At 62.1% G+C, this 22,648-nt stretch carries 25 protein-coding genes and 1 pseudogene; 16 read left to right on the top strand and 10 right to left on the bottom strand.

Annotated elements, in window-relative coordinates; genetic code table 11:
- Positions 1 to 33: 33 nt before the first annotated feature.
- Positions 34 to 2,775, top strand: a complete 2,742-nt coding sequence (locus AC0L2J_RS32550; protein WP_473395694.1) for an EAL domain-containing protein — start codon at positions 34 to 36, stop codon at positions 2,773 to 2,775.
- 12 nt (positions 2,776 to 2,787) lie between these two features.
- On the opposite strand, the gene AC0L2J_RS32545 is transcribed toward AC0L2J_RS32550, so the two are convergent.
- Positions 2,788 to 3,072, bottom strand: a complete 285-nt coding sequence (locus tag AC0L2J_RS32545; protein ID WP_007612789.1) for a hypothetical protein — start codon at positions 3,070 to 3,072, stop codon at positions 2,788 to 2,790.
- Positions 3,073 to 3,314: 242 nt separating this feature from the next.
- Between AC0L2J_RS32545 and rocF the strand changes: the two genes are divergently transcribed.
- The 4 genes from rocF to AC0L2J_RS32525 all read left to right on the top strand — a co-directional run bounded on the left by rocF (position 3,315) and on the right by AC0L2J_RS32525 (position 6,652).
- Positions 3,315 to 4,292, top strand: a complete 978-nt coding sequence (rocF, locus tag AC0L2J_RS32540; protein WP_473395693.1) for an arginase — start codon at positions 3,315 to 3,317, stop codon at positions 4,290 to 4,292.
- Positions 4,293 to 4,452: 160 nt separating this feature from the next.
- On the top strand, positions 4,453 to 5,724 hold the full coding sequence (gene soxC, locus AC0L2J_RS32535; protein WP_473395692.1) for a sulfite dehydrogenase: 1,272 nt from the start codon (positions 4,453 to 4,455) through the stop codon (positions 5,722 to 5,724).
- Positions 5,711 to 6,253: a c-type cytochrome gene (locus AC0L2J_RS32530; RefSeq protein WP_473395691.1), complete on the top strand. Its 543-nt coding sequence runs from the start codon at positions 5,711 to 5,713 to the stop codon at positions 6,251 to 6,253. The genes soxC and AC0L2J_RS32530 overlap by 14 nt, the downstream gene beginning before the upstream one ends.
- A 102-nt stretch (positions 6,254 to 6,355) precedes the next feature.
- On the top strand, positions 6,356 to 6,652 hold the full coding sequence (locus AC0L2J_RS32525; protein ID WP_007612779.1) for a hypothetical protein: 297 nt from the start codon (positions 6,356 to 6,358) through the stop codon (positions 6,650 to 6,652).
- 6 nt (positions 6,653 to 6,658) lie between these two features.
- Here AC0L2J_RS32525 and AC0L2J_RS32520 read toward each other — a convergent pair whose 3' ends face one another.
- Positions 6,659 to 7,873: a mandelate racemase/muconate lactonizing enzyme family protein gene (locus AC0L2J_RS32520; protein WP_473249469.1), complete on the bottom strand. Its 1,215-nt coding sequence runs from the start codon at positions 7,871 to 7,873 to the stop codon at positions 6,659 to 6,661.
- Positions 7,874 to 8,046: 173 nt separating this feature from the next.
- Between AC0L2J_RS32520 and AC0L2J_RS32515 the strand changes: the two genes are divergently transcribed.
- A complete protein-coding gene (locus AC0L2J_RS32515) occupies positions 8,047 to 8,235 on the top strand; it encodes a hypothetical protein (RefSeq protein WP_063995508.1) in 189 nt (62 codons plus the stop codon).
- Positions 8,236 to 8,394: 159 nt separating this feature from the next.
- Here the strand turns inward: AC0L2J_RS32515 and AC0L2J_RS32510 are convergent, their stop codons facing one another.
- Entirely contained in the window at positions 8,395 to 9,678 is a 1,284-nt protein-coding gene (locus AC0L2J_RS32510) for an NRAMP family divalent metal transporter (RefSeq protein WP_473395690.1), read from the bottom strand.
- 271 nt (positions 9,679 to 9,949) lie between these two features.
- Positions 9,950 to 10,135 (bottom strand): hypothetical protein, encoded by a 186-nt coding sequence (locus AC0L2J_RS32505; RefSeq protein ID WP_063995510.1) that lies wholly within the window; start codon positions 10,133 to 10,135, stop codon positions 9,950 to 9,952.
- Positions 10,136 to 10,409: 274 nt separating this feature from the next.
- On the opposite strand from AC0L2J_RS32505, the gene AC0L2J_RS32500 reads away from it, so the two are divergent.
- From AC0L2J_RS32500 to AC0L2J_RS32490, 3 genes are all read left to right on the top strand, one after another.
- On the top strand, positions 10,410 to 10,673 hold the full coding sequence (locus AC0L2J_RS32500; protein ID WP_245313348.1) for a hypothetical protein: 264 nt from the start codon (positions 10,410 to 10,412) through the stop codon (positions 10,671 to 10,673).
- A 74-nt stretch (positions 10,674 to 10,747) separates the two neighbouring features.
- Positions 10,748 to 10,924 (top strand): hypothetical protein, encoded by a 177-nt coding sequence (locus AC0L2J_RS32495; RefSeq protein WP_007612770.1) that lies wholly within the window; start codon positions 10,748 to 10,750, stop codon positions 10,922 to 10,924.
- Positions 10,925 to 11,073: 149 nt separating this feature from the next.
- Positions 11,074 to 11,265: a hypothetical protein gene (locus tag AC0L2J_RS32490; protein WP_063995511.1), complete on the top strand. Its 192-nt coding sequence runs from the start codon at positions 11,074 to 11,076 to the stop codon at positions 11,263 to 11,265.
- A gap of 18 nt (positions 11,266 to 11,283) precedes the next feature.
- Here AC0L2J_RS32490 and AC0L2J_RS32485 read toward each other — a convergent pair whose 3' ends face one another.
- Positions 11,284 to 12,054 carry an EAL domain-containing protein gene (locus tag AC0L2J_RS32485; RefSeq protein ID WP_063995512.1) on the bottom strand — a complete coding sequence of 257 codons (771 nt, stop codon included), beginning with the start codon at positions 12,052 to 12,054 and terminating at the stop codon, positions 11,284 to 11,286.
- Positions 12,055 to 12,686: 632 nt separating this feature from the next.
- Here AC0L2J_RS32485 and AC0L2J_RS32480 point away from each other — a divergent pair.
- Positions 12,687 to 12,935 carry a hypothetical protein gene (locus tag AC0L2J_RS32480; RefSeq protein WP_007612758.1) on the top strand — a complete coding sequence of 83 codons (249 nt, stop codon included), beginning with the start codon at positions 12,687 to 12,689 and terminating at the stop codon, positions 12,933 to 12,935.
- Between the two features lie 192 nt (positions 12,936 to 13,127).
- On the top strand, positions 13,128 to 13,397 hold the full coding sequence (locus tag AC0L2J_RS32475; protein ID WP_007612755.1) for a DUF6894 family protein: 270 nt from the start codon (positions 13,128 to 13,130) through the stop codon (positions 13,395 to 13,397).
- Here the strand turns inward: AC0L2J_RS32475 and AC0L2J_RS32470 are convergent.
- Complete coding sequence (locus tag AC0L2J_RS32470; RefSeq protein WP_007612754.1) at positions 13,391 to 13,597, bottom strand: hypothetical protein; 207 nt, start codon at positions 13,595 to 13,597, stop codon at positions 13,391 to 13,393. The two genes, AC0L2J_RS32475 and AC0L2J_RS32470, sit on opposite strands and share 7 nt — an antisense overlap.
- On the bottom strand, positions 13,594 to 13,794 hold the full coding sequence (locus AC0L2J_RS32465) for a hypothetical protein (RefSeq protein WP_063996883.1): 201 nt from the start codon (positions 13,792 to 13,794) through the stop codon (positions 13,594 to 13,596). Before AC0L2J_RS32465 ends, AC0L2J_RS32470 begins: the two co-directional genes overlap by 4 nt.
- A 920-nt stretch (positions 13,795 to 14,714) precedes the next feature.
- On the opposite strand from AC0L2J_RS32465, the gene AC0L2J_RS32460 reads away from it, so the two are divergent.
- Both AC0L2J_RS32460 and AC0L2J_RS32455 read left to right on the top strand, forming a co-directional pair.
- A complete protein-coding gene (locus AC0L2J_RS32460) occupies positions 14,715 to 15,020 on the top strand; it encodes a type II toxin-antitoxin system HigB family toxin (protein WP_473249480.1) in 306 nt (101 codons plus the stop codon).
- Positions 15,017 to 15,400: a helix-turn-helix domain-containing protein gene (locus AC0L2J_RS32455; protein ID WP_473249481.1), complete on the top strand. Its 384-nt coding sequence runs from the start codon at positions 15,017 to 15,019 to the stop codon at positions 15,398 to 15,400. The genes AC0L2J_RS32460 and AC0L2J_RS32455 overlap by 4 nt, the downstream gene beginning before the upstream one ends.
- Before the next feature lie 742 nt (positions 15,401 to 16,142).
- Here the strand turns inward: AC0L2J_RS32455 and AC0L2J_RS32450 are convergent.
- Positions 16,143 to 16,425 (bottom strand): annotated as a pseudogene (locus AC0L2J_RS32450) (SOS response-associated peptidase family protein); the annotation flags it as partial.
- A 192-nt stretch (positions 16,426 to 16,617) separates the two neighbouring features.
- Here AC0L2J_RS32450 and AC0L2J_RS32445 point away from each other — a divergent pair.
- The 3 genes from AC0L2J_RS32445 to AC0L2J_RS32435 all read left to right on the top strand — a co-directional run bounded on the left by AC0L2J_RS32445 (position 16,618) and on the right by AC0L2J_RS32435 (position 20,036).
- Positions 16,618 to 17,394 carry a DUF4261 domain-containing protein gene (locus AC0L2J_RS32445; RefSeq protein ID WP_473395689.1) on the top strand — a complete coding sequence of 259 codons (777 nt, stop codon included), beginning with the start codon at positions 16,618 to 16,620 and terminating at the stop codon, positions 17,392 to 17,394.
- Between the two features lie 385 nt (positions 17,395 to 17,779).
- Positions 17,780 to 18,433: an imm11 family protein gene (locus AC0L2J_RS32440; protein WP_473395688.1), complete on the top strand. Its 654-nt coding sequence runs from the start codon at positions 17,780 to 17,782 to the stop codon at positions 18,431 to 18,433.
- 115 nt (positions 18,434 to 18,548) lie between these two features.
- Positions 18,549 to 20,036, top strand: a complete 1,488-nt coding sequence (locus tag AC0L2J_RS32435; protein WP_473395687.1) for a hypothetical protein — start codon at positions 18,549 to 18,551, stop codon at positions 20,034 to 20,036.
- A gap of 158 nt (positions 20,037 to 20,194) precedes the next feature.
- Here AC0L2J_RS32435 and AC0L2J_RS32430 read toward each other — a convergent pair whose 3' ends face one another.
- Both AC0L2J_RS32430 and AC0L2J_RS32425 read right to left on the bottom strand, forming a co-directional pair.
- Complete coding sequence (locus tag AC0L2J_RS32430) at positions 20,195 to 21,727, bottom strand: FAD-dependent monooxygenase (protein WP_473395686.1); 1,533 nt, start codon at positions 21,725 to 21,727, stop codon at positions 20,195 to 20,197.
- A gap of 125 nt (positions 21,728 to 21,852) precedes the next feature.
- The gene (locus tag AC0L2J_RS32425; RefSeq protein WP_473395685.1) at positions 21,853 to 22,050 is read right to left on the bottom strand and encodes a hypothetical protein; all 198 of its coding nucleotides are present in this window, start codon (positions 22,048 to 22,050) and stop codon (positions 21,853 to 21,855) included.
- Between the last annotated feature and the right edge of the window lie 598 nt (positions 22,051 to 22,648).

Here is a 22,648-nt window from a genome sequence, read left to right as displayed (position 1 = left end):
TACCTGCAGAAGCGGGTGCGCGGGAGGATCGGAGTGAAGCGCTATCGTCCGCATATTCTCGTCGTGACCGCGCTCGCGGTGGTGCTGTCCACGGGGTGGCATGGTGCGCTTCGCAACGCGCTGACCGACCTGCGGTTCACATGGCAATCGCGCGCCGCGAGCGGCAACGTCGTCGTGGTGGCCATCGATGCGCCCTCGATCGACCAGATCGGCGTATGGCCCTGGCCGCGCCGGCTGCACGGCGAATTGTTGCGCAAGCTCGAGGCCGCGGGGGCGCGGGACGTCGCTTTCGACGTCGATTTCAGCTCGCCATCCGATCCGGCCTCCGACGAGGCTTTCGTCAACGCGCTGCGTGAGGCCGGCGGCTCGACCATCCTGCCGTCCTTCAAGCAGCCGACGGCGAATGGCGGCGCAGCTCACATCAATCGCCCCCTGAAGCCGTTCAGCAATCAGTCGTGGCCGGCGCTGGTCAATGTCGCGATCGAATCCGACGGGCTGGTTCGCCGCTATCCATTCGGCGAGAAGCTCGGCGACACCTTGATGCCGTCGATGGCCGTCGTGCTGGCCGGACAGGACGCCAATCGGCGGCCTCCTTTCCTGATCGATTTCAGCATTCGGGCGGGCTCCGTTCCGAGTGTCTCCTATGTCGACGTGCTCCGCGGCAACACGGCAACTCTCGACAAGCTCAGAGACAAGAAGGTCATCATTGGTGCGACGGCGCTCGAACTGGGCGACCGCTTCAGCGTTCCAAATGGCCGCATCATCTCCGGACCCATCCTCCAGGCGCTGGCAGCGGAATCGATCCTCCAGAGCCGGATGCTGCGCTGGACCTCCGATACCGGCATGATCCTGGGTCTCGCTGTGATCTGCCTGCTGATGGTGTTTTCGTGGCGCCGCTTCGGACCGGGAATTCGCGTCGCGATCCTGATCTCGGCCGGGGCAGCCTTCGAGCTGGTTGCGGTCCTCGTGCAGGCAAGATGGCCCTTCATCATCGACACATCACTGTTCCACATCGCGATTGTGGCTTATCTGACGGCGATCGCACTCGACGAAATCGACTTCCGCGGTCTGTTGGGGCGCATCGCCGAAAGCCGCTTTCATCGTATTGCGATGTCGCTCGGCGATGGCCTCGTCTGCACCGACGAAGATCAGCTGATCACCGTGTGGAATCCCGGCGCTAGTGCGATCTTCGGCTATATGCCCGCCGAGATCATCGGCCGGCCGTTCGAAACGCTGTGCGCCGTGTCGGTGGACGGTGACGCGAGGCCGTCCATGCGCGACGCCGCGCGCCAGGCACTCCTGGTCCCCGGCGGAGCGGTCGTCGTTGAATTCGAAGGGCGGCGGAAGAACGGTGAAACTTTCCCGGTCGAGGCAAGCTTCTCGGGCTGGCAGGGAACGGACGGCTTCCAGTACGGAGCGATCCTGCGCGATATCTCGGTCCGCAAGCGCGAGGCCGAACGCGTCAGATATCTCGCCGAGTACGACGCGCTGACCGGTCTTGCCAACCGCAACACGCTGCATGCAGGACTGGTCGGCATGATCGCGGATGCGGCGCAGCGCCCTTGCGAGGTCGCGCTGCTCGTGATCGGGCTCGACGGCTTCCAGAGCATCAACGACATGCTGGGTCATTCGGCCGGAGATCTCGTGCTTCAGGCGGTCGCTGGTCGCCTGAAAGCCGAGGCGCGCGACGGCGCTGTCGTTGCCCGGCTTAGCGGAGACGAATTCGCCATTGCGCGCAAAGGCGCCGATGGCGACCCGCCAATCGCAGAGTTCGCCGAGCGCATCGCGCGCGCGTTCGAAGCGCCGCTTGCGACCGGCACGCGGCAGCACCGCGTCAGAATCAGCATCGGCGTCGCCGTCCATCCGGAAGGCGGACACAGCGCCGACGATCTCCTGAGCAATGGCCATCTTGCGCTGACCAAGGCAAAGCTGACGCGGCGCGGCGGTTATGTGGTCTTCGAGAGCGCGATCCGGCAGGAGCTGGAGAACCGGCTGACGCTGGAGAGTGAACTAGCGCTTGCCGCGGATCGCGGCGAGTTCGAGCTGTTCTACCAGCCCCAGGTTCGCCTGATCGACGCGAGCCTGGTCGGGGCCGAAGCTCTCATCCGCTGGCGGCATCCCGTGCGCGGCTACGTTTCGCCGGGAGAGTTCATGCCGGTGGTCAACAGCTCAGCCCTATCCGAGCGGATCGGAAACTGGGTGATGGAGACCGCCTGCCGGCAGGCACGCGCCTGGGAATTGTCCGGCGACAGAGTGCGGGTCGCGATCAATTTGTCTCCCTCGCAGATCCACTCCGGCGACCTCGCGCATTCGGTTGCGGAAATGCTCGAAGCGACGGGGCTCACGCCGTCGCTGCTCGAACTCGAGGTTACCGAAGACATCCTGCTTCACGACGAAGCCCGCGTGCTCGACATGTTCAAACGCATCCAGCAGCTCGGCGTCCGCGTCCTGTTCGACGATTTCGGCACTGGCTATGCGAGCCTGAGCTATTTGAAGAAGTTTCCGCTCGATGGGCTCAAGATCGACCGGTCGTTCGTGCTCGGTCTGCTCGCGAACTCCGATGATGCCGCGATCGTCGGGTCGACCGTGGGCCTCAGCAAGCAGCTCGGACTGACGGTCGTGGCCGAGGGCATCGAGAACCGCGCTACGGCCGATTTCCTGGTGAGCATGGGATGCGAAGAAGGCCAGGGCTATTTCTTCGGCCGCCCGATGCCGTCGGAAGCATTCGAGCGGCAATTCCTCGCAGCCGAGCGCGACGCCGTCAGTGCCGCCTGAACATCCGCTGGTCTACCGCCGACGCGCAACTGCGACGCCGAACAGGAAAGCAACGAACAGGCTGGCAAGCGGTGCTTCGCGCGTAATCGCGGCGACGGTCGCGAGGGGCCGGCCCGGCTTTCGCGCTTCGTCGATAGCGGAGGTCATGCGATCGACAGCTGCATGCAGGCCACCTGCGACTTCACCGATGGTGCGGGATACGTCCGTCGCGGCATCGATGGCGCGCTCGGCCATGCCGGGATGTGAGGTGGACTGCGGGATCTCCGTGCTCAAGTGCGCGACCTCCGGGCTGATCATGTGACGGAGGCCGATACCTTTGGCTATCCGCGCGAGCGCTCGTTCTGAACAGCGGGTCGCATGACCTTTGGCTATCCGCGACAGGCGCCGTGGTTTTACGGCGGGTACCGGCCTTGCATGAGCAATTCGGCGCGCGGGCTTTTGTTCCGAGACGATGCGCCCCCGCGCGGACCGCCCCCGTGAAACGACGGATGCGAATCTCTGTTAGGCTGGCTCAATCTTGCTGATCTCAGGAGACAGCTGTGACCGACCAGACTACGACGGATCGAGCCCGGGGCATCGCCTTGCTCGGCGCTCCCATCGACATGGGGGCTTCGCAACGCGGTACCCTGATGGGCCCTGCGGCGCTCCGCACCGCCGGCCTTGCGACACTGCTCGAGAGCCTGGATTTCGAGGTCGTCGATTACGGCGATCTCTCGGTGGCCGAGCTCCGGGACCTCGCAGACAGGCCCCCGGAGAATGCCAACCACTACCGCGAAATCCAGCGCTGGACCCGCGTGCTGAGCCGCAGAGGCTACGAGATCGCGAAAACCGGCGCGCTGCCGATTTTTCTCGGCGGCGATCACACGTTGTCGATGGGATCGGTGAATGCCATGGCCCGTCACTGGCAGGAGCGCGGACGCGAGCTGTTCGTGCTCTGGCTCGATGCACATGCCGACTACAACACGCCGGAGACGACGATCACGGCGAATATGCATGGCATGTCGGCGGCATTCCTGTGCGGCGAACCCGGCCTCGACGGATTGCTTGGCGATGATCCGCGTGCCCCGATCGGTCCCGACCGGCTCGACCTGTTCGGGGCGCGCTCAGTTGACAAGCTCGAAAAGGAGCTGATGCGCACGCGCCGGATCAGGGTTGTCGACATGCGCCAGATCGACGAGTTTGGCGTCGCCGTGCTGATCCGCCGCGTCATCGAGCGCGTCAGGGCCAGCAACGGCGTGCTGCATGTCAGCTTCGACGTCGATTTTCTCGATCCCTGCGTTGCACCCGGCGTGGGCACGACAGTGCCGGGCGGCGCGACCTATCGTGAGGCGCATCTGATCATGGAGCTTCTGCACGATTCCGGCGTAGTCGGATCAGTCGACATCGTCGAGCTCAATCCCTTCCTCGACGAGCGTGGCCGCACGGCGCGCACCGCGGTCGAACTGATCGGCAGCCTGTTCGGCCAGCAGATCGCCGACCGGCCGACCCCGAGCAATGCGATCGCGCCGGGCGAGTGATGGACGAGCCGTTTGTGCATTGCGAAGAAGAGAACTGCCGCCGCGGCCGTCGGATTTAGATCAGTCGCGGTCGAAATGGCTCATTTTTGAAACAGCTGCGAATTGCAAATGCTCGTCGCAGAATGTTTCATGCGGTCGCGCTTCATCCGAGGGTCCGCACATGAGCAGCACGAGCGACGCCGACGACAAATCCGCGGGGACGACTCGCCGTCACTTTCTGCGCGCCGGCGCGGCGGCTGCGGGTGGCACTGTCCTGGGCGCCGGCGCATCGGCTGCCGCCGGGACCGACAACCTTCCACCCAACATTCCCGAATGGATGAAGGCGCCGGGCGAGCCGACGGGGGGCCAGCTCTATGGCGCGCCATCGCCGTTCGAGAACGGAGTCGTGAAGAACATCTCGAAGACTCTCAAGCAGTACATCTCGGCCTCCAGCCGGACTCCGTTGCAGGAGCTCGATGGCATCATCACGCCGAACGGCCTGTTCTACGAGCGTCATCATGGCGGCGTTCCGACCATCGATCCGGCCCAGCACCGGTTGATGCTGCACGGACTGGTCGAGCGCCCGCTGATCTTCACAATGGATGATCTCAGGCGTTTCCCGTCGGAATCGCGCGTCCACTTTCTCGAATGCTCCGGCAATCCCGGCTACACCAAGCCTTACGGCAAGACCGCGTCGGACCTAGTGGGTCTGGTGAGTTGTGCAGAATGGACCGGCGTCAGCCTCAAGCTGGTGCTCCAGGAGGCCGGGTTGAAACCAGATGCCAAATGGGTCGTGGCCGAGGGTGCCGACGCGGCTGCGCTGACCCGCAGCATCCCGATCGAGAAATGCCTCGAGGACGCCATGCTGGTCTACAGCCAGAACGGGGAGCGGCTGCGCCCGCAGCAGGGCTATCCGCTGCGGCTCCTCCTGCCGGGCTTCGAGGGCAATATGAGTGTGAAGTGGCTGCGGCGCCTGCATGTGACTGCGGAGCCGGTTTATTCGCGCGAGGAGACCTCGAAATACACCGACCTGCTGCCGGATGGCACCGCGCGTGAATTTTCGTTCTACATGGAGGCGAAGTCGATCATCACGCGGCCCTCGGGTGGCCAACGTCTGAGCGCGCCCGGCTTCCACGAGATCACCGGCATCGCCTGGAGCGGGCATGGCAAGATCGCGCGCGTCGAAGTGTCGGTGGGCGAGGGAAAGAGTTGGCAAAGCGCCCAATTGCAGGAGCCGGTGCTGACGCGTGCGCTGACACGCTTTCGCCTGCCCTGGCGATGGGACGGCAAACCTGCCGTGATCCAGAGCCGTGCCGTCGATGAGACCGGCTATGTGCAGCCGACTCTGGCCGAACTGCTCGCGGTGCGCGGCGAGAACTATTTCTACCACAACAATGCGATCTGGCCTTGGCGCATCGCAGCTGACGGCGAGGTGACCAATGCGCTGGCGTGAGACTTGCGGCATTGCTGTCGGCATCGTGCAGTGTGCGTTTGCGAGCGGAGCGCAAGCACAAAGCCTGTACGGCCTCGGACGTGCCGCGACGGCTGCGGAGATTGCGGGCTGGAATATCGATATCGGGCGCGACGGCAGCAATCTGCCGAAGGGAAGCGGCTCGGTCAGCCACGGGCGCGAGGTGTTCGCCCAGCAATGTGCATCATGCCATGGCGACAAGGGCGAGGGCGGGCTGGGTGACCGGCTCGTTGGTGGGCAGGGCACGATCGCAACGCCAAAGCCGATCCGCACGGTCGGCAGCTATTGGCCGTATGCGCCGACGCTGTTCGACTACATCCGCCGCGCGATGCCGCAGAACGCGCCGCAATCGTTGAGCGATGAGGAGGTTTATGCAGTGTCCGCGTACATCCTGAACCTGAATGGACTGGTCGGAGCGGATGCGACGCTCGATGCCAAATCGCTTACAGCGGTCAAGATGCCAAACCGCGACCGGTTCGTCGGCGACGCGCGGCCAGATGTGAAACGCTGAGTGCTTATGGCGATCAGGTTCCACGCATTGACTTGGAACTTGCCTGGGCCTGGGGCGGAACTCGCGAGACCGGATTGAATTAACCTGCGATAGGAAAAACGTATGGGTTCCTCGATGGCAACGGATCGCTTCGCAAATTCCATATCCTCGGCGCTTCGCCATCCCGGCGTGATCGCGTTGATTGTGGCCGCGGTGACGATTGCTGCGATGCTCATCGTCGATCACGGACCATGGAATCGGGCCAAGACACAACCCGCCCACGTTGCGATGTACGCAACCACAGGTGAAGCCGCGCGCGCCGCAGGCGCCAAAATTCTCCCGACCGAACCGAAATCACCGATCGAGCCGGCGCGGCCGGGGCCAAAGACGTCGCCGACCGTCAATCCAGTGACGCCGTAAGACGCCCTAGCCCTTGCGGCCGTAGTTGAGCAATCCGCCGCTGGTCTTCGGCGGATGCGCGCGAAGGGCTTCCTCGTTCGGATCGGTGCCCCAGCCGGGCCGGTCCGGAATGACCAGATGGCCGTTCTGAATATCCGGCTCATGCGTGAACAGCTCACGGTCCCAAGCCAGGCGATCGATGTCGATCTCCATGATGCGCAGGTTCGGCACGGCGGCGCAGAAATGCGCGTTCATCATCGAACAGAGATGGCCGTAGAAATTGTGCGGGGCAACGTTGACTTCGAACGCTTCCGCGGCGGCTGCGATCTTCATCGACTGCCAGACGCCGTTCCAGGGCGTGTCGATGATCGCGACGTCCATGGCCTGCTCGCGAAAATAGGGCAGGAATTCCCGCAAGCCCAATAACGTCTCGCAGGACGAGATCGGATGCGGGCTTTGCCTGCGGATGTAACCGAGCGCTTCCGGATTGAAACTGTCGATCTCGATCCAGAACATGTCGAGGTCCGCGATGGTGCGCAGGATCTCCAGATAGCCCTCGGTCTTGGCGTTGAAGTTGCAGTCAAGCAGGATGTCGACGTCGGGCCCTGCACCGTCGCGGATCGCTTCCAGATGCATGCGCAGGTCGCGCAGGATTTTGCGATCGACGTTGATCTCGGGGGCGAATGGAGAGCCGAAGCCCGGTCGCCAACCGGTCGGCTTGCCGTCGTCGTAAGAGAAGATGTTGGTCTTGAGCGCGGTGAACTTCTTCTCGCGGACCTCGCGTCCTATCGCCTTGACGCCATCGAGGTCCTCGATCGGCGGCTTGTACCAGGACGGGTGATTGATCCGCCACGTCGCGCAATGCGACCAATAGACCCTGACACGGTCGCGGATCTTGCCGCCGAGCAGTTCGTAGCAGGGCACACCGAGACACTTCGCCTTGGCATCGAGCAGCGCATTCTCGATCGCGCCGAGCGCCTGCGCCACCACGCCGCCGGCGGCAGGACGTGTGGCCGCGAACAGTTCGGCGTAGATGCGCTCGTGCCGGAAAACGTTCTGCCCGACGACGCGGGCGGACAGGCGCTGGATCGCAGCACCGACACCGGGCGAGCCGAAGCCCTCGTCGAACTCGCTCCATCCGACGATGCCGTCCTCGGTCGTCAGCTTGACGAAGTGGTAGTTTCTCCAACCGGCATCGCAGGCGAGAATCTCGAGACTTGTTGCCTTTGATGATCTGGTCATGTCGCTCCCTGTGACCCGGCTGGGTCCCTTTTTTCATTGGCCGGCTCGCAAGCCCGGCTCCAGCTGCAACTGTTAGGCTAAGAGCCCTGCGCAGTGAAGCCCGGGGAGCTGCGCCGCGGCCGCTTTGCCGCCTTCGGCGGCGGAAAAGTCTGTGGAATCCGGTGGGGACAGCCATGATCTTGCCTGGGATCGTCCTGAAAAGGCACCACGCTCTGACGTTTTTGGCCACAATCGGGATCGACCTTCCGGCCATGAGATTTCTGGCTGTGATTTCGATCCTGGCGCTGCTCACGATGGGCGGAGCCGCCATTTCCGATCAGTTTCTGACGGCCGATCAGCACGCCGCGCACGGGGTGGAATAGCGCGGCGGGCTTATACGTTTTTTTGTCTTGGGGGAGACAGCGATGCTTTCGATCGACCAGTTCCTGCGCTTCATCAGCGTGCCGGCCGTGTTCGCGGCCCTCGTCATCGCCTCACAGATATCGGCAGCCTTGTCGCAAGGCTAGTCAAAGGCTAGCTGGTCAGCCGATCGCGGACGAGCCGAGCAGAGCCAGCACGGCCAGCGCCATCAACGCGGTGCCGAGCCAGCCCAGCGCGACGAGCCATGACCGGCCCTTGAAGCGACCCATGATCGCCTTGCTCGAGACGATCAGCATCATCATGGCCATGATCGGAACGGCGACGATGCCGTTGAGCACGGCGCTCCAGACCAGCATATGGATCGAATCGATGCCGGTGAACCCCAGACCGAAGCCGATGATGGTGGCGGCCGCGATGATGGTGTAGAAGCCGACCGCCTCGTCGGGCTTCGCCTCCAGGGTCGCGCGCCAGCCGAAGATCTCCGCCACGCCGTAAGCGGCCGAGCCCGCCAGCACCGGAATTGCGAGCAGTCCGGTGCCGATGATGCCGGTCGCGAACAGGGCGAAGGTGAAGTCGCCGGCGAGCGGCCGCAGCGCTTCGGCGGCCTCCGTCGCCGAATTGATGTTGGTGACGCCATTCGCGTGCAGCACCGACGCGGTGGTGAGGATGATGAAGAAGGCGATGCCGTTGGAGAGCAGCATGCCGGAGATGGTGTCGGCCCGGATGCGCGCGAGCTCCGGAGTGCCGCCGCGCTTCAGCTCGCGCAGCGGCTTGTCGCGCTTGCCCTGGTTCATCTCTTCGACCTCCTGCGAGGCCTGCCAGAAGAACAGATACGGGCTGATCGTGGTGCCGAGCACGGCGACGACCATCATGAAATAGTCGGCGCTGACATTCGTCTTCGGCCACACCGCCGCGAGCAGCGCCGTGCTCCACGGGATCTTGACGGTGAAGGCGGTCGCGACATAGGCGAACAGCGCCAGGGTGAGAAATTTCAGCACCGGCGAATAGCGCCGATAGGGCAGGAACACCTGCAGCAGGGTCGAGCCCGCCGCGAAGATCAGCGCGTGCTCGTGGTTGAGGCCGCCGATCACGAGCGAGAGCGCCTCCGCCATCGCGGCGATGTCGGCGGCGATGTTGAAGGTGTTGGCGGCGACGAGCATGGCGACGAGCGACAGCACCGCCCAGCGCGGCGCGATCTGCCTGACGTTGGCGGCCAGCCCCTTGCCGGTGACGCGGCCGATCCGGGCGCTGACGAGCTGGATGGCGATCATGAACGGCGTGGTCAGAAACACCGTCCAGAGCAGTCCGTAGCCGAATTGCGCGCCGGCCTGCGAATAGGTGGCGATGCCGGACGGATCGTCGTCGGCCGCCCCGGTGACCAGACCCGGCCCCAGCCTCTGCAACAGCGACGGCGATTTCGTGGGGGTGAGGGCGCTGTCGGTCATCGCAGGAGGGGCCTCGGTCGGGGCGCGTCCTTCACAAATGCTAATCCGGGAACAAGGTTCCCGAGCGCGGCGTAACGGGCTCCTCGCTTATTTTCTGATAAAGCGAATCTTCGTTTGACTCGTCGGGCAAAACACCTGTATAACTGCATCATCCAAGAACCCGGTGCAGCCTTTGCGCGCATCCCAAGCGCGACCGGCCCGCCATGGCCGGCAGTCCGCAACCCGTGTCCGCACCGGCGAGACGTATGTCCCCTGAGCGCGTGCGGTCGGACTATTTGATGCTGACGAACATGCCCCAGGCGCCGGCCAACGCGGCGCCGGAAAAGACGATCAGCGGGTTGTCGCAGAATGCACTGCCATAGGTGCACATGGTGACGCCGAACGAGCCGATCTCGTGATGGCTCGCGGAGTAGAACAGTCCCGACAGCACCAGCAACGCGGCGGCGACGAAATACATCGAAGATCTCTCCGAGCTATCCCCGTTGCGTCTGTCGCAAGGGACGTGTTCCAGCATGGCGCGAACCCATTGCATCCTGCCGAATCCGCCCTGCTGCATTTGAACTAAAGTCGATCTTTCCCGCGAGGTGCTGTCGTCGTCAGCTGCGATCCGTGCGCAATCTGAACGTGTGATCGCAGCCGGAACGTCGGCGCGGGAACTCCTGGACGGGCTCTTCATTAAGGACATGAACGGTTGGACCAACTGAGGGGAGTGGCCCATGGGAGCCGAGCGGATGCACCCTCCGCGGTACTGGCGGATGCGGGCGGAAGAATTCCGCACCAAGGCGGACAATTGCGAATATCCCGAGACGCGGGACGTGCTGCGCAAGGTGGCGGAAAATTACGACGAGCTGGCGCGCCGCGCCGCGCGCATCATCACCGTCGAGAGCCTGGACGAACGAGCGGGGGGGGCCGTCAACAGGAAGCGCGCTAGACCGCTCCAGATAATGCCGATGACGGCGCGCAACCATGGAGAGTCTGGCCCTCGCATGGGTTAGACGCGCCGCCCGCGCCATTTGGAACGAATGTCCACTTTGGCACTTAGGAACTCAGTCCTCCAATGAGGGATGACATGAGCAGCGAACAGCAAAGCCCGGCAACGAGGCCGGATCAGTATTTCAAGCCGGGGCCGGCCTGCCCCAAATGCGAGAGGGGCACGCGCTACCTGACGTCGATCTTAGACGTGAGGCGCGACTGCTCGGTCCTGATCTATCGCTGCGACTCGTGCCGCGAGGACGTCTGGATCTGAGCGAGGCCTTGTCCTCGGCGTCGGCCGACTTGCGGGATGGTGCGCCCCACATCGCATGGCAATGTCGCATAGCAACGTCGCATAGGAACTTCCCCTGTTTCGGTTTATTGTCGGCTGCGTCGACCACGCGGGCTGGGCAGCTTCCAACCATGCAATCACGCTACCCGTTGTTGAAGAAGTGGACAGCGGAAGAGCACGAGCGGCTGAAGGCGCTGGCCGAAGCCGGCTGGCGGCCGGACGAGATCGCCGGTGAGCTCGGTCGCAGCGAAGCGGCTGTGAGGGTGCGGGCCTGGCAGCACGGCATCGCGCTGCGGCTCGTCACGCAGAAGCGCGGATCGTGAAAACAGCCGCGGCCTTCGTCAACTGGCGATCGAGACATCCAGCCGTTGGAGTCCCGCAACCTCCGGTAGCGACATGAAGCCTGGTTTTGCGAAATAGTAACCCTGGAACAGCGCGATGCCGGCGGCCCGCAAGGACGTGAGCTCGGCTTCGCTCTCGACGCCTTCGGCCAGCACAGTGATGTCGAGCTCGCGCGCGATCGCGGCCACCGCGGAGACGATCACCTGCTTGGGATGGCTGAGCTGGATGTCTCGCACGAGCTCCATGTCGATCTTGATCAGGTTCGGCTGCAACCGGGCAAGCAGGCTGAGGCCGGCATAGCCCGCGCCGAAATCGTCCAGTGCGGTCCAGAACCCGAAGGCCTTGTAGGCGCGGACGATGTTTTCGATATGCGCCGGATCGGACATCCGCTCGTTCTCGGTGAACTCGAACATCAGCTTCGAGGTCGGAAAGCTCGCGCGCCGCGCGGCCTCCAGCGATTTCTGGATGCAGGCGCGCGGCTCGTACACTGCATTCGGCAGGAAGTTGATCGAGAGCCGCGCCTCCGGGTCGTCGAACAGCGCGCCCGCGGTTTCGATCGCCATCACGCGGGCGGCCTGGTCGAAGCGGTAGAGCTGCTGGTCGGTGAGCTGGCTGAGGACGCTGTGCGCGCTTTCGCCGTTCGGACCGCGCACCAGGGCCTCATAGCCCCAGACGCGGTGTTCGACGACGTTGACGATCGGCTGAAACGCCATCTTGAACTGGAACGGGAGCTCGGTCCCGTCGGCACATCCCGCACACTTCACAGCCATCGCGCGAACCCTAAGCCCTCTCAAACCCGCGAAAAAAATAGGTGTCAGGCGTTAAGGAACAGCGAAGAGCAATAGAAACCTATCCCGCTGTGCCGCGTTTGCGCGCATGGCGAACCGAGACACCAGGTCGCGGCCGATGTGTGCCGCGTGCAACCAACCGATGACATTCATCGACGCGGTCAGTTCACCCGAGGGCGCGATTGCCATCTTCCGGTGTTCCGGCTGCAACAAGCTGTCCTGGGAGAAGCCCATGCGAGACCGGAACGCGCGCGCGCGTTGAATTTGCGCGGGGGCAAAAACGGCCTCAGCCCGCCCCCCCGGGCTGGGGCCGTGGGGGGGTGCCGGTCGTGCATCCGGACCGACGCCCCGATAACCCATTGACCCCAGGAGCTGTTCCTATTCAGGCGACCATGAACATCGCGCGTCACGATGAAACACGCCTGAAACAGTGCTGAAACCAGATTGTCTCGAACGCCCCGCCCGCTGTGCCCGACCAACCTAGCGAAAAGGAGATCATCATGATCCAGGTTGGTTCGAAGGAAGAAGTCGCGTTTTTGCTGGCGCTGTTCGGCTGCCACACCCAGCCGGTCAAGCGGCCGGCGAAATCGCGGCAGGCGTGAGGCGCTGATCCCATGCCAGGCTTGGCCGAATGCCAGAGCCTCTTGCGGCTTCTGATCGCAAGGGGTGACCCGAAGGCCATCCCGCTCGCAAAGGGCGCCATCGACCAATATCTGAACACGGCGCCGGCCTGCATGCGCGGCCGCGGCCTGCGCGTGCTCCAGCGCGACGCGCTCGACCAGCATGGGACTGCGGTCGGCGTGCAGCGCTCGTTCGCCGAAACGGTGGATGCCTATATCGTCGGGAAGCTTGCGGAGGAATGAAGGGCGCCGAATGTCGTGTCGCCCTGTCGCTTTCGCTCCCTGAAAGAGACCGCCCCGCACGCGACAACTGCTGCTTCCGCGTCGCGCCAGCGGACGTCGGAGTTCCCGGAACCCGTTGATTCCACCAGATTTTTTCGCTGCCTTGGAAACCCTTTGGCCGCTTCGGACCTATTACGGGCAAAGGATGCCGCAATGCCCCGATATTATTTCGACCTGCGCGACGACACCGGTGTAGCGCTCGACGAGGAAGGGCTGGAGCTGGCCAGCTGGCGCGCCGTTCAGGCGGAGGCCGCCAAGTCGGTCGCGGACATGGCGCGCGATGCCATCCTCTCCGCGCCTGCCGCGGGCGGCAGGCAGACCATGGCGATCGACGTTCGTGATGCCAAAGGTCCGGTGATGCAGGTCAAGTTCTCGTTCGCGTTCGAGACCTTCCGGACACCCTCCGCATCACGCGATCATTGACGCGTGAGAAATTCCGTCGGGGATGACTCGGGCTCGAGCACGGCGATCTTGCGGCCGAGCTGCCAGACCTCGACCTTGCCGTGCCGCGTGAACTGCTGCGCGAAGATGAGGGCGATCGCATCCGACGCGGCCTCGAACGCTTCGGCGGAGCGGAACACGCCGTTGTCGCCGACCAGGTAGGCGCGATATTGCAGGGTCATGACGGTGCCCTCAGCCCTGGCGATTGCAGCCAGGCGTCGATGTGCATGGCGGTCTCGTCCTGCCGCGCGCGGCGCAGCAGCATCTCGCGGCGTCGCCCCGGCGCGAGCGTGCGCGCTTCCTCGCGAAGCCGCGCGGCCTCCTCGGCGAGCCGCTGGGTGAGTGTCCTGGTCTGCTTGAAACGTCGTCGTGTCGGCATGCACATCTCCCTCGTTCGTGGGCGGGAGCGCTGGTTGGGCGTTCTCATCACCGGCAGATGCCAATTGCCTTGCGGTGATGGATAAAGCTTAACTCCCCCGTCTGAGGGAGAGACATATCCTATGATATGTCGGCGGATTAAATTACGGGAGCGGGTTGAGCCAGTTGAGGGACTTGCTCTACTTGAGTGCTTGCGATTGCAATGTTCACTTTTGGACAGAAGCCAGCTCAGCTCGCGCGGGCAGGGACGCGCCGGATGATCAGCACGGGGTGTGAGATCTCTGCACCGGCTCGAGCGCTGCCGAGCTCAGCGCAGCAAAGCCGATGACGATCACGCGCGGGGGATCGCTTTAAGAACAACGTGCGCGTGGCCCGCCAACCGACGCGGGCGAGAGGATGAGTTGACACTGTTCGTGTTTTGTTCTAGAAATTAAAAATTCAACCTTTGGGCGAAGAGCAAGTGCATCTGGTCTCGCTCCCAAAATTTCTGTGGGGTAGCCGATGAGCAATTCACTGCTCGCTTTGGTCCTGTTGGACACGCCGGCAACGCCGGACATGTCGGCACTTGCGAAGGCCCTCCGCGCTCGACATCCTGAGCTGGCAACTGAGGTTGCGGAGAACGGAGACGCGCAACAGACTCAGGCAAACTCGCCGCTCATTCGCTGTGGCAACGAGCTTGTTGCCGTCATGTCGATGCCCGCGCGCATTCCTGACGATCCCGGTTTGTGGTCGCGCGCCGTGGGGACGTGGCCGGACTTCGAGAGGCGGCCCGGCGCATTTGGAGAAGTGGGTACAAAACACTACCCAAAGGCGAAACCAGGACCTAAATTCGTTAAATATTGGCGAAAATAAACCCCGCCGCTCACTTTTAAAGTTCCCGCATTGGGAATTTTAAATTTGATCCCATGTTGGGAACATGCTATGCCTACGAACGTAATAGCACGAAAGGTACTCCAAACCTTTTGGAAGCAGTACCCCGACGCTGAAAAACCAATCAGCACTTGGTACCAAATCGTTTCCAAAGGGGAATGGAACTTCCCGGCAGAATTGAAGGAGACGTTCGGCAACAACGTGGACTTCGTCGCAGATAACAGAGCTATCTTCGATATCGGCGGCAACAAATACCGCATCATTGTCCACTTTGCTTATAGACGTAGGTTCGCTCTCATCAAATTTGTCGGCACGCACGAAGAGTATGACAGGGTAAATGCGGAGAAGGTGTCATGATGGACGTTAGACCCCTCCACGATGAACAGGACTATGATTGGGCTGTGGGCGAAGTAACTCGTTACTTCGACAATGAGCCTGAGATGGGTACACCTGACAGCGACCGTTTCGAAGTTCTCGCAGCTCTCATCCGAGACTACGAAGACAAAAATTTTGAAATGCCGCACGCAGATCCAATTGAAGTCCTGCATTTCGCAATTGAGTCGATGGGCAAGTCGCAAGCTGATCTTGGCAACGTGATCGGTCGCAACCGCGCGTCCGAAATTCTAAACCGCGTTCGGCCCCTTACGCTCGACATGATCCGAGACATCAGCACGGAATGGCACATTCCCATCGAACTACTAACACCCAGATATGAATTGGAGAGGGCTTACGCCTAGCTTACAGCCCCGCTGCGGCGGGGTTTTTCTACACCTTCGGTTTTTCCTTGCGGATCATGAGGCTTGAGCCGGCCTCGAAACGCTCTTGCGCTCCTTGCTCGCTATGGTCGCCCGATCTCTCTGCCATGGCTTAAAACCGTGGCGAAACACCCAAAGCCCCTCGGCCCCCCTAAGCCCCCGATCAAAGGGCACGTCTCCTAGGATGATCTAGACGGCCATGTCGGCCTTATTCAACAGCGCCTTATAAGGCGCCTTGTCATTAGCTGGGCGAAGCTAGAGGCTCGCATGCGCGACTCAATAAATAGGCTTCTCGGCCTGGAATTTAAATACGGACGAATATCACCAGCCGACTTGATGCAACTGGATTCCTTAGGGTGCTCCGCGAAGCTGCGCCTTCCTGAAGCGGATTTTCATCAGCTCTCATTTCTTTGCGACAGGATCGCCATCAGGAGAGAGGACAGAAACCTCATTGTGCATGGCGCTTGGGCCGCCTTCTGCGTGGCAACATCCCTCATGTGATGTCGCTAAAACTTAAGGGCGGCTCTGAAATGTTTCCGCATAGGCGGATGCGGCATTTGATACACGACGCCTGTTCCCTACCAAGGCCCGTAGAGGACCCTTGAAGCTAGAAACACACCAGAAAGACAGCCTGAGCAGCCTCCCCGAGAGTAAAATCCCTATCAGATCGGTGTCGATGCCTACTCCGGAGCAACTGAACCCTCCTTGTCTTGTCCTCTCGCCACGATCTTGTACCGCGATCACCATTGAAAGTCGTCCAAATCCCCGCGAACGCGAACAGCGGCCGAGCATCCGCGAGCGGAAACCACACGATGTCTTTCTTCTTCGTCGCCGGGTTGGGCTTCGGCGCGTATTCGGCAAAGCTGTTGACCGGGACGAGGCAGCGATGCTCCGGCTTGAGCCACGCGCGCCATAAGGGGATGAGTGTTGCGGAATGTTTGTGACGGGGCAGCCTCTGGTAAGGGTCGCGGTGGCATGCCCCAGCGGATCATCCTCAATTCGCGTTCAACGAATGCCCGTGTCGCCGACTAGCTAAACAGGCCTGTTCGGCTCGAAGCCGATAATTGCCGTGTGCTCTCATTATGCGCGCAAGGAATATCGGTTGACGGTGTTCTTGATTCGTTCTAATGAAGCAAAGTTTCAACCTTTGGGCGAGAGCGGAAGTTGTCGGGCTCGCCGCAATGTCTGTGGGGCAGTCGATGAGTAACTCGATTCTCTCTCTGGTCTTATTGGATAATCCTGTGACGCCGGACATGTCGGCACTTGCGAAGGCCCTCCGCGCTCGACATCCTGAGCTGGCAACTGAGGTTGCGGAGAACGGAGACGCGCAACAGACTCAGGCAAACTCGCCGCTCATTCGCTGTGGCAACGAGCTTGTTGCCGTCATGTCGATGCCCGCGCGCATTCCTGACGATCCCGGTTTGTGGTCGCGCGCCGCCAGGACATGGCCAGAGAGTAAGTCGGTTGCGGCGCGGCATCGAGGGCACCTGATCGTCTCTGTACTTGGCCAAAATCAGCGTCCGTTGCCCGCCGCTCGTCTAACGACGGCTGTTATCGGCGCATTGATCGCGACCGTGCCGGAATGTTGCGCTGTTGTATGGAATGGCAAGGTCGCACGTTCCGCCGATCTATGGTTGGACATGTCCAGCCAATCGTTTGCGCCGTATCCAGAGTATCCTTCTTCACTGTGGGTGGACATATTGCCGTTCCGATCAAAGACAGGCATCGGAGCAGTAACGATGGGATTGTCAGCATTTGCTGAGCGTGAAATCGAGTTCGAGACCCACAAGCTGACACTTCCAACGCTGATCAATAAGGTGGACGGTCTTGTCGTCTATCTGGTTGAGCACGGGCTTGTGGTCAAAGACGGCGACACGTTTGGTCGCGACTCGCGCGAGCGCTTCTCGGCTCGCTACCAGGCCTCCGATCGATTCGAAGGCTTGCCCGTTCTTTTCTGTACCGATGGTTTGGCATAATTGACTGTCACGATACGCGAAGAGAGTTGCGCGCGTCTCATTCATGATACGTCATTTGACACGTCGGGCAAAACACTGGCAGATTGGCATCATCGAGATGAATTTGGATCGAGCCCGCGGGGGTGCCGCGGGCTTTTTTATTGGCAGTTGATGGCAGTTCTTCGTCATGCCCCGATGAGCATGATGTTCAATGGGACGTAGTCATGGGCCAGGAAAGGGCAGTTTCTATTGCGAAACGACCCAGAGCGCGAAAGCATGATCTTTCTCGCAGAACATAGAGCACCAAAATTAACGGAGCCGCAGGTGACGCCCGCAATCCGGCAGGCCCAGTCCTCGCTGATCTAACAATGTTACTCTTGCCACCGCCAAAGTCGGGCAGACCATCATGAATGACGACAACAAGAAGGTTGGACCTCGTCGCCGCAGCGTACGGAAGGGGCAGTACTATGAAATGGCCATCGATTTCCGCCCCGCTCGCCCTCGTATGACCTGGGAGAACGCTGATGCTCTTGCTCCTGGCACGCAACTCCTTGCGCCGCCACCGGGCCGGCGGGGATTTCCGGAATACTTCGAGCCGCCGCGCTTCCTGTTTGCGAAGAAGCGAGTGCGACGACCTTTGGACATCAGGCACTTTCACTCCTTTTGGCTGGTGTCTGACCGAGCGAAGATGGTCTTCCAAGCCGTCGATCATGCCGGATTCGAATTCGCAGCATGCGACGTGAGTGTTTCGCGGGGGACCTACGATGGCCCGCGATACTGGCTGTGCGATGCCATTCGCGTCCTGGACGCACTGGACGAAGAGCAGTCACGGCTCGAGATAGGTATCCAAGACGACCCAAAGTACGAGGATTTCGGCAAGAAATATTACAACTTCCGGAGTGGCGCCAAACTCGTCTTCAACGAAGACGCGGTCGGGGGCGCGCATGTATTCCGAATGGCCTTCTGCTACAGGACGGTTATTTGCGATCAGGCGCTCAAGGATGCCTGCAAGGAAGCCGGCCTTCTCGGAATCAAATTCAACAATGCTTTGGACATTTGACGGCTCAATCGGCCGCTGAACCCTCTTGAGGGACATTATGCGAAGTTCAATTTTATGGGGTCACCATATTATTCCGGAGCAATGTGCGCCCAACGAAGCCTTGCGTGGAGTAGATTTGGATGCGCCTGCAAATATCGTTTATCTCCCGAGAGATCGGCTGCTCGCTGCCGAAATGGGGATATCTCCTCATCCCGGTGGGCATCTCGAATCATACTACGCGGCTTGCGACGAGCTTGACGCGATTGCCAAGATCCCTGACGCTATTCTACGCTTGAAGGCCGTCGAGCGTCTGCAAGATGCGATGAGAATTGCGCTTGCAAATGGAGACCTTTACACGAACACGCCGAGTTCCGGCGCTGATGTAAATCCTGGCAATGGGAGCTTTCTTGCCGGTCGTGAAAAATATCTTGCCGATTACCCCGAAGAGCAGAACAGAATCCGTGAGCTCAGGCGGACTGGAAGTCATCTCATCAAATTCTCGCCGTACTTGGGCAATCTCGATAGGGAAAAGCAGCTCAGTAAGGCAATCGACGATAATCCTGGCGTTAACCTAACGCCCGGCAACAAAGACTTGAAGGAGACGCCTTGGTCCAAGTTCACACCCCTTGATCCCTCCTCAAGCATCTTTCGCATACCCGGCTCGACACCAGTCAACCCGAGCGAGTTTCCACCGCTGCCAGGCTACAGTTCGCCTTCTCTCGCAGGTCTGAACGCAACGGAAGGGTTTGCGCGGAGCGATCCACGCTTGGCAGGTGGAGTGCCGGCATTCCCGCTGCCTGGGCCAGATGAGCAGCGGCTCGGCAAACTGCCTCCCAGCACGGCGATGCCGCCGGCTCCGCAAGTTCTGCAATTCAATCCGGAGACTAGCGATCTGCTCAGGCGTTCGGATGGATCGCTATTGGTGGGGCCAGACCCGTATAATCTCCCCTATGATCCTGCCGACCGTCCGGCTGTTTTGCGCGGACTCGCGCTTGTCGGGGGCGCGATGGTCGCACCCGAATTGTTGCCGCTCTTACCGGCTTGGCTGCCTATCGCGGGGGCTCTTGGGCTGACGGGGGCGGCGAGTTCTGCCGCTGGCGCCGAGCCCGCCAGCGGAAAAGAGAGCGGAGTATCTGCCGTATCGGCGTCACACTCTGGTGCGCAGCAACCATCGGACAACTCGCTCGACCAAAATTCCGCGCGGGCGAGCACCTTTACCGATCGTTTCAGTCAATGGACCGAAGCGGCAGACGGTGCCACGCCCGCTCAGTCTTCGAGCGGAATTGAAGCGCCAGTTGCCCCTGGTGCTGGGGCTATCGCGCCCGAAGAGGTCCGCCGTCTCACCCGTGTCAATGAGTCGAATGCGGGCAGCGTTTTCAGCTCGGGAAGTGCGCCAGTCCCTTATCTGCCTTCCACGGAATTCAACGATCGGTTTGGTAACTGGACCATGCCGACTGCTTACGGCCAACAGCCGGAGCCGAGCAGGCCGATCGCCTCATTTGCGAATGAGCCAAGCTATTTCATTCCGCCACCGATCTTTGGAGTGGATGGCGCAGGCAGTCCGCACAATGACGCTGAGGAGTGGTACGCGCGCTGGATACGGCCGTTGCGTGGGCCGGAGTGAAATGCGGGTTATAGCGACGTGCGAATGTTGTTCGAGATCTGTCGTTTGACACGTCGGGCAAAACACTGGCAGAATGGCATCATCGAAAAGGTGCCTGGTTCGAGCCCGCGGAATTGCGCGGGCTTCTTTGTCTCGACGGCGCGCCGGAGGTTCGAGCGTTACGTCGCGGACAGCCCGAACCACTTCGTCATCGCGTCCGCAAGTCCGTGTTGGCTTTCGTCTCCGACCCACGCCACATGCCCGTCGGGCCGTACCAGCACGGCGCTTGGCGCTGCGACTTGTCCGATCGCCGGAAGCCGCCACGGGCCCTTGTATTCGGCGTCGATGCGATCGATGCGACCTTTCCACGGCGCGATGTCGAGGCCGCCGGCCTTCCCAAAATCGAGCAGCAAGCCGCGCGCTCCGTGCATCAACGTGAACAGCCGCAGCGGACGCCCGTCGACCATCAGGTCGAGATCGGGCATGCGGCGCCCGAGCAGCGCGTGGCCTTGGCCGAGATCATAGTGCAAATCGAGCCCGCTCATCATCGCGCCAAAAATTTGGCGCGGCGCGTCCATCGCGAGCAGCTCGGCAACGATTTCACGCGCGGCCTTGAGGCCGTCCTCGCCGCGGCGGAGCAGGGCGATTTGCGCCATGGTGTTACGCAAGGTCCGCGCGCCGACGGGGTGGCGCTCGGCGTGGTAGGTGTCGAGCAGGTTTTCGGGCGACAGGCCCTTGACCATCTGCGCGAGCTTCCAGCCGAGATTGACGGCGTCCTGCACGCCAATGTTGAGGCCCTGGCCGCCGACGGAGTGATGGATATGCGCGGCATCGCCGGCGAGCAGCACGCGACGCTTGCGATAGGACACGGCCTGCCGTACCGCATCGGTGAAGCGGGAGATCCAGGACGGGTTGTGGAGTCCGAAGTCGGTGCCGTAGACGGCGACGAGGGCTTCGCTGAGATCGCGCGAGCCGGGCGCGCCCGTGCGATCGAGCGTGGCTTCCGTCACGACGACCAGCACGCGCCCGCCCTCGGTCTTGCTGAGGCCGTGAAAGCCGAGCGCGTCGTGGCGCAGGCCCCATGCGGGCTCGTCGCGCATCTCGACTTCGGCCATGAGATTGCTCAGCGTCGGCTCGGAGCCTGCGAAGTCGATGCCGGCGTCCTTGCGCACCAGGCTGCGGCCGCCGTCACAGCCGACCAGATAATTCGCGCGCAAGGTCTCGCCCTCGGACAGGGTCAGGTCGATGCCGGTCTCGTCCTGCGCAAAGCCCATCACCTCGCGGTTGCGATAGATCGGCACCGCGAGCTCGCTGACCCACTCGGCCAGGATGCGCTCGATGTGGGTCTGCCGCAGGGCCAGCCCGTAAGCGTGCCGGGTGGGGAGATCGCTGATGTCGAGCCTTGTCCAGGCGAAGCCGGCGAGCTGGGTGATCTGCCCTTCGCGCAGGAAACGATCCGCGACGCCGCGCTGGTCGAGGATCTCGATGCTGCGCGCGTGCAAGCCGCCGGCGCGGGTGCCGACCAGTTCCTGATCGCCGCGCCGTTCGACCACGGCGACGTCGACATCCGCCAGCGCGAGCTCCGCGGCCAGCATCAAGCCGGTCGGGCCACCGCCGGCAACGACGACCGCATGGTCTGTCATCGCCGGATTGTTCGCGGTGGCCTGTTGTTTCCGGCTGCGCGACCGGGACGTCGGAAGCAATACGGACATGTCGTGACCCCTCGACCTGTTGGTTGGGCCGGGGGTTCTACGCGATCACCGGGGACTTGAAGCAAGCCCTTTGCGCACCACATATCAGAATGGGAGGAAGGGCCTCGTTATCCGGGCTCGCCGGCCTAATCATCCTTCGAGAGATCGCCGGGCCTGGTGGGACAATCGATGGTTCCGCCCTCGCCGTGAACGAGATCGCGGTTCTGGTCCCCGGTTTCGTCAGCGTCCGCGATGATGGCCTCTCGCGTGTCGGGCTTCCCGTCGATGCGCGGCTTCTGGCCGGGCAAGTGCCGCGAGGTTTTCGGAATCATGTTCAGTGTCATTGGTGATCCTCCTGACCGGCTTAACGCGGGCAGGGACGGTTCGTTCGTTGACACGTCGGGCGAAACGCCGACAGCCCGACTGGAATTGGCTTGCCGAAGGTTTCCGTCGGCCTTAATTCGCAAAAATCGAAATAGAGCTTGACCCGTCGGGCAAAACACCGGCATAGTGGCATTATCGAAGAGTTTGGTTCGGCCCGCACGGTACAACCCGTTGGCGGGCCGTTTTCATGGTCGCGACTGGTCGGAATCGGCGTCCCGAAGATGCCGTCGGATTCAACTTCGAAAAAACAGAATTAAGACTTGACCCGTCGGGCAAAACACTGGCATAGTGGCATCATCGAAAAGTTCGCAACGCCCGCGCGGGACAAAATCCGCCGCGGGTTTTTTCGTATCCCATTTTCGGAATCGGACGGCGGCCCACGCATCACGGCCACGCACTCGCTTGAAACGCGTTGAGGGAGCGCCGATCGGCGTGCCGCCGTCCGTACCATTGCTGGCCGTGCACGCGCGAACGTGCCGGCCCGGGGGGGGGGGGGGGGGGGGGGGGGGGGGGGGGGGGGGGGGGGGGGGGGGGGGGGGGGGGGGGGGGGGGGGGGGG

Source organism: Bradyrhizobium sp. MV1.5, from assembly GCF_055807615.1.
The sequence above is the reverse complement of the archived record's forward strand: the minus strand, read 5'-3'. Positions and strand labels throughout refer to the sequence as shown.

What these genes read in the sequence shown, in the direction of transcription:
- AC0L2J_RS32545 (WP_007612789.1), bottom strand. Translation starts at nt 3,072, where the DNA reads ATGATCAGCCCGGAGGTCGCGCACTTGAGCACGGAGATCCCGCAGTCC.
- soxC (WP_473395692.1), top strand. Translation starts at nt 4,453, where the DNA reads ATGAGCAGCACGAGCGACGCCGACGACAAATCCGCGGGGACGACTCGC.
- AC0L2J_RS32530 (WP_473395691.1), top strand. Translation starts at nt 5,711, where the DNA reads ATGCGCTGGCGTGAGACTTGCGGCATTGCTGTCGGCATCGTGCAGTGT.
- AC0L2J_RS32525 (WP_007612779.1), top strand. Translation starts at nt 6,356, where the DNA reads ATGGGTTCCTCGATGGCAACGGATCGCTTCGCAAATTCCATATCCTCG.
- AC0L2J_RS32520 (WP_473249469.1), bottom strand. Translation starts at nt 7,873, where the DNA reads ATGACCAGATCATCAAAGGCAACAAGTCTCGAGATTCTCGCCTGCGAT.
- AC0L2J_RS32515 (WP_063995508.1), top strand. Translation starts at nt 8,047, where the DNA reads ATGATCTTGCCTGGGATCGTCCTGAAAAGGCACCACGCTCTGACGTTT.
- AC0L2J_RS32510 (WP_473395690.1), bottom strand. Translation starts at nt 9,678, where the DNA reads ATGACCGACAGCGCCCTCACCCCCACGAAATCGCCGTCGCTGTTGCAG.
- AC0L2J_RS32505 (WP_063995510.1), bottom strand. Translation starts at nt 10,135, where the DNA reads ATGTATTTCGTCGCCGCCGCGTTGCTGGTGCTGTCGGGACTGTTCTAC.
- AC0L2J_RS32500 (WP_245313348.1), top strand. Translation starts at nt 10,410, where the DNA reads ATGCACCCTCCGCGGTACTGGCGGATGCGGGCGGAAGAATTCCGCACC.
- AC0L2J_RS32495 (WP_007612770.1), top strand. Translation starts at nt 10,748, where the DNA reads ATGAGCAGCGAACAGCAAAGCCCGGCAACGAGGCCGGATCAGTATTTC.
- AC0L2J_RS32490 (WP_063995511.1), top strand. Translation starts at nt 11,074, where the DNA reads ATGCAATCACGCTACCCGTTGTTGAAGAAGTGGACAGCGGAAGAGCAC.
- AC0L2J_RS32485 (WP_063995512.1), bottom strand. Translation starts at nt 12,054, where the DNA reads ATGGCTGTGAAGTGTGCGGGATGTGCCGACGGGACCGAGCTCCCGTTC.
- AC0L2J_RS32480 (WP_007612758.1), top strand. Translation starts at nt 12,687, where the DNA reads ATGCCAGGCTTGGCCGAATGCCAGAGCCTCTTGCGGCTTCTGATCGCA.
- AC0L2J_RS32475 (WP_007612755.1), top strand. Translation starts at nt 13,128, where the DNA reads ATGCCCCGATATTATTTCGACCTGCGCGACGACACCGGTGTAGCGCTC.
- AC0L2J_RS32470 (WP_007612754.1), bottom strand. Translation starts at nt 13,597, where the DNA reads ATGACCCTGCAATATCGCGCCTACCTGGTCGGCGACAACGGCGTGTTC.
- AC0L2J_RS32465 (WP_063996883.1), bottom strand. Translation starts at nt 13,794, where the DNA reads ATGCCGACACGACGACGTTTCAAGCAGACCAGGACACTCACCCAGCGG.
- AC0L2J_RS32460 (WP_473249480.1), top strand. Translation starts at nt 14,715, where the DNA reads ATGCCTACGAACGTAATAGCACGAAAGGTACTCCAAACCTTTTGGAAG.
- AC0L2J_RS32455 (WP_473249481.1), top strand. Translation starts at nt 15,017, where the DNA reads ATGATGGACGTTAGACCCCTCCACGATGAACAGGACTATGATTGGGCT.
- AC0L2J_RS32445 (WP_473395689.1), top strand. Translation starts at nt 16,618, where the DNA reads ATGAGTAACTCGATTCTCTCTCTGGTCTTATTGGATAATCCTGTGACG.
- AC0L2J_RS32440 (WP_473395688.1), top strand. Translation starts at nt 17,780, where the DNA reads ATGAATGACGACAACAAGAAGGTTGGACCTCGTCGCCGCAGCGTACGG.
- AC0L2J_RS32430 (WP_473395686.1), bottom strand. Translation starts at nt 21,727, where the DNA reads ATGTCCGTATTGCTTCCGACGTCCCGGTCGCGCAGCCGGAAACAACAG.
- AC0L2J_RS32425 (WP_473395685.1), bottom strand. Translation starts at nt 22,050, where the DNA reads ATGACACTGAACATGATTCCGAAAACCTCGCGGCACTTGCCCGGCCAG.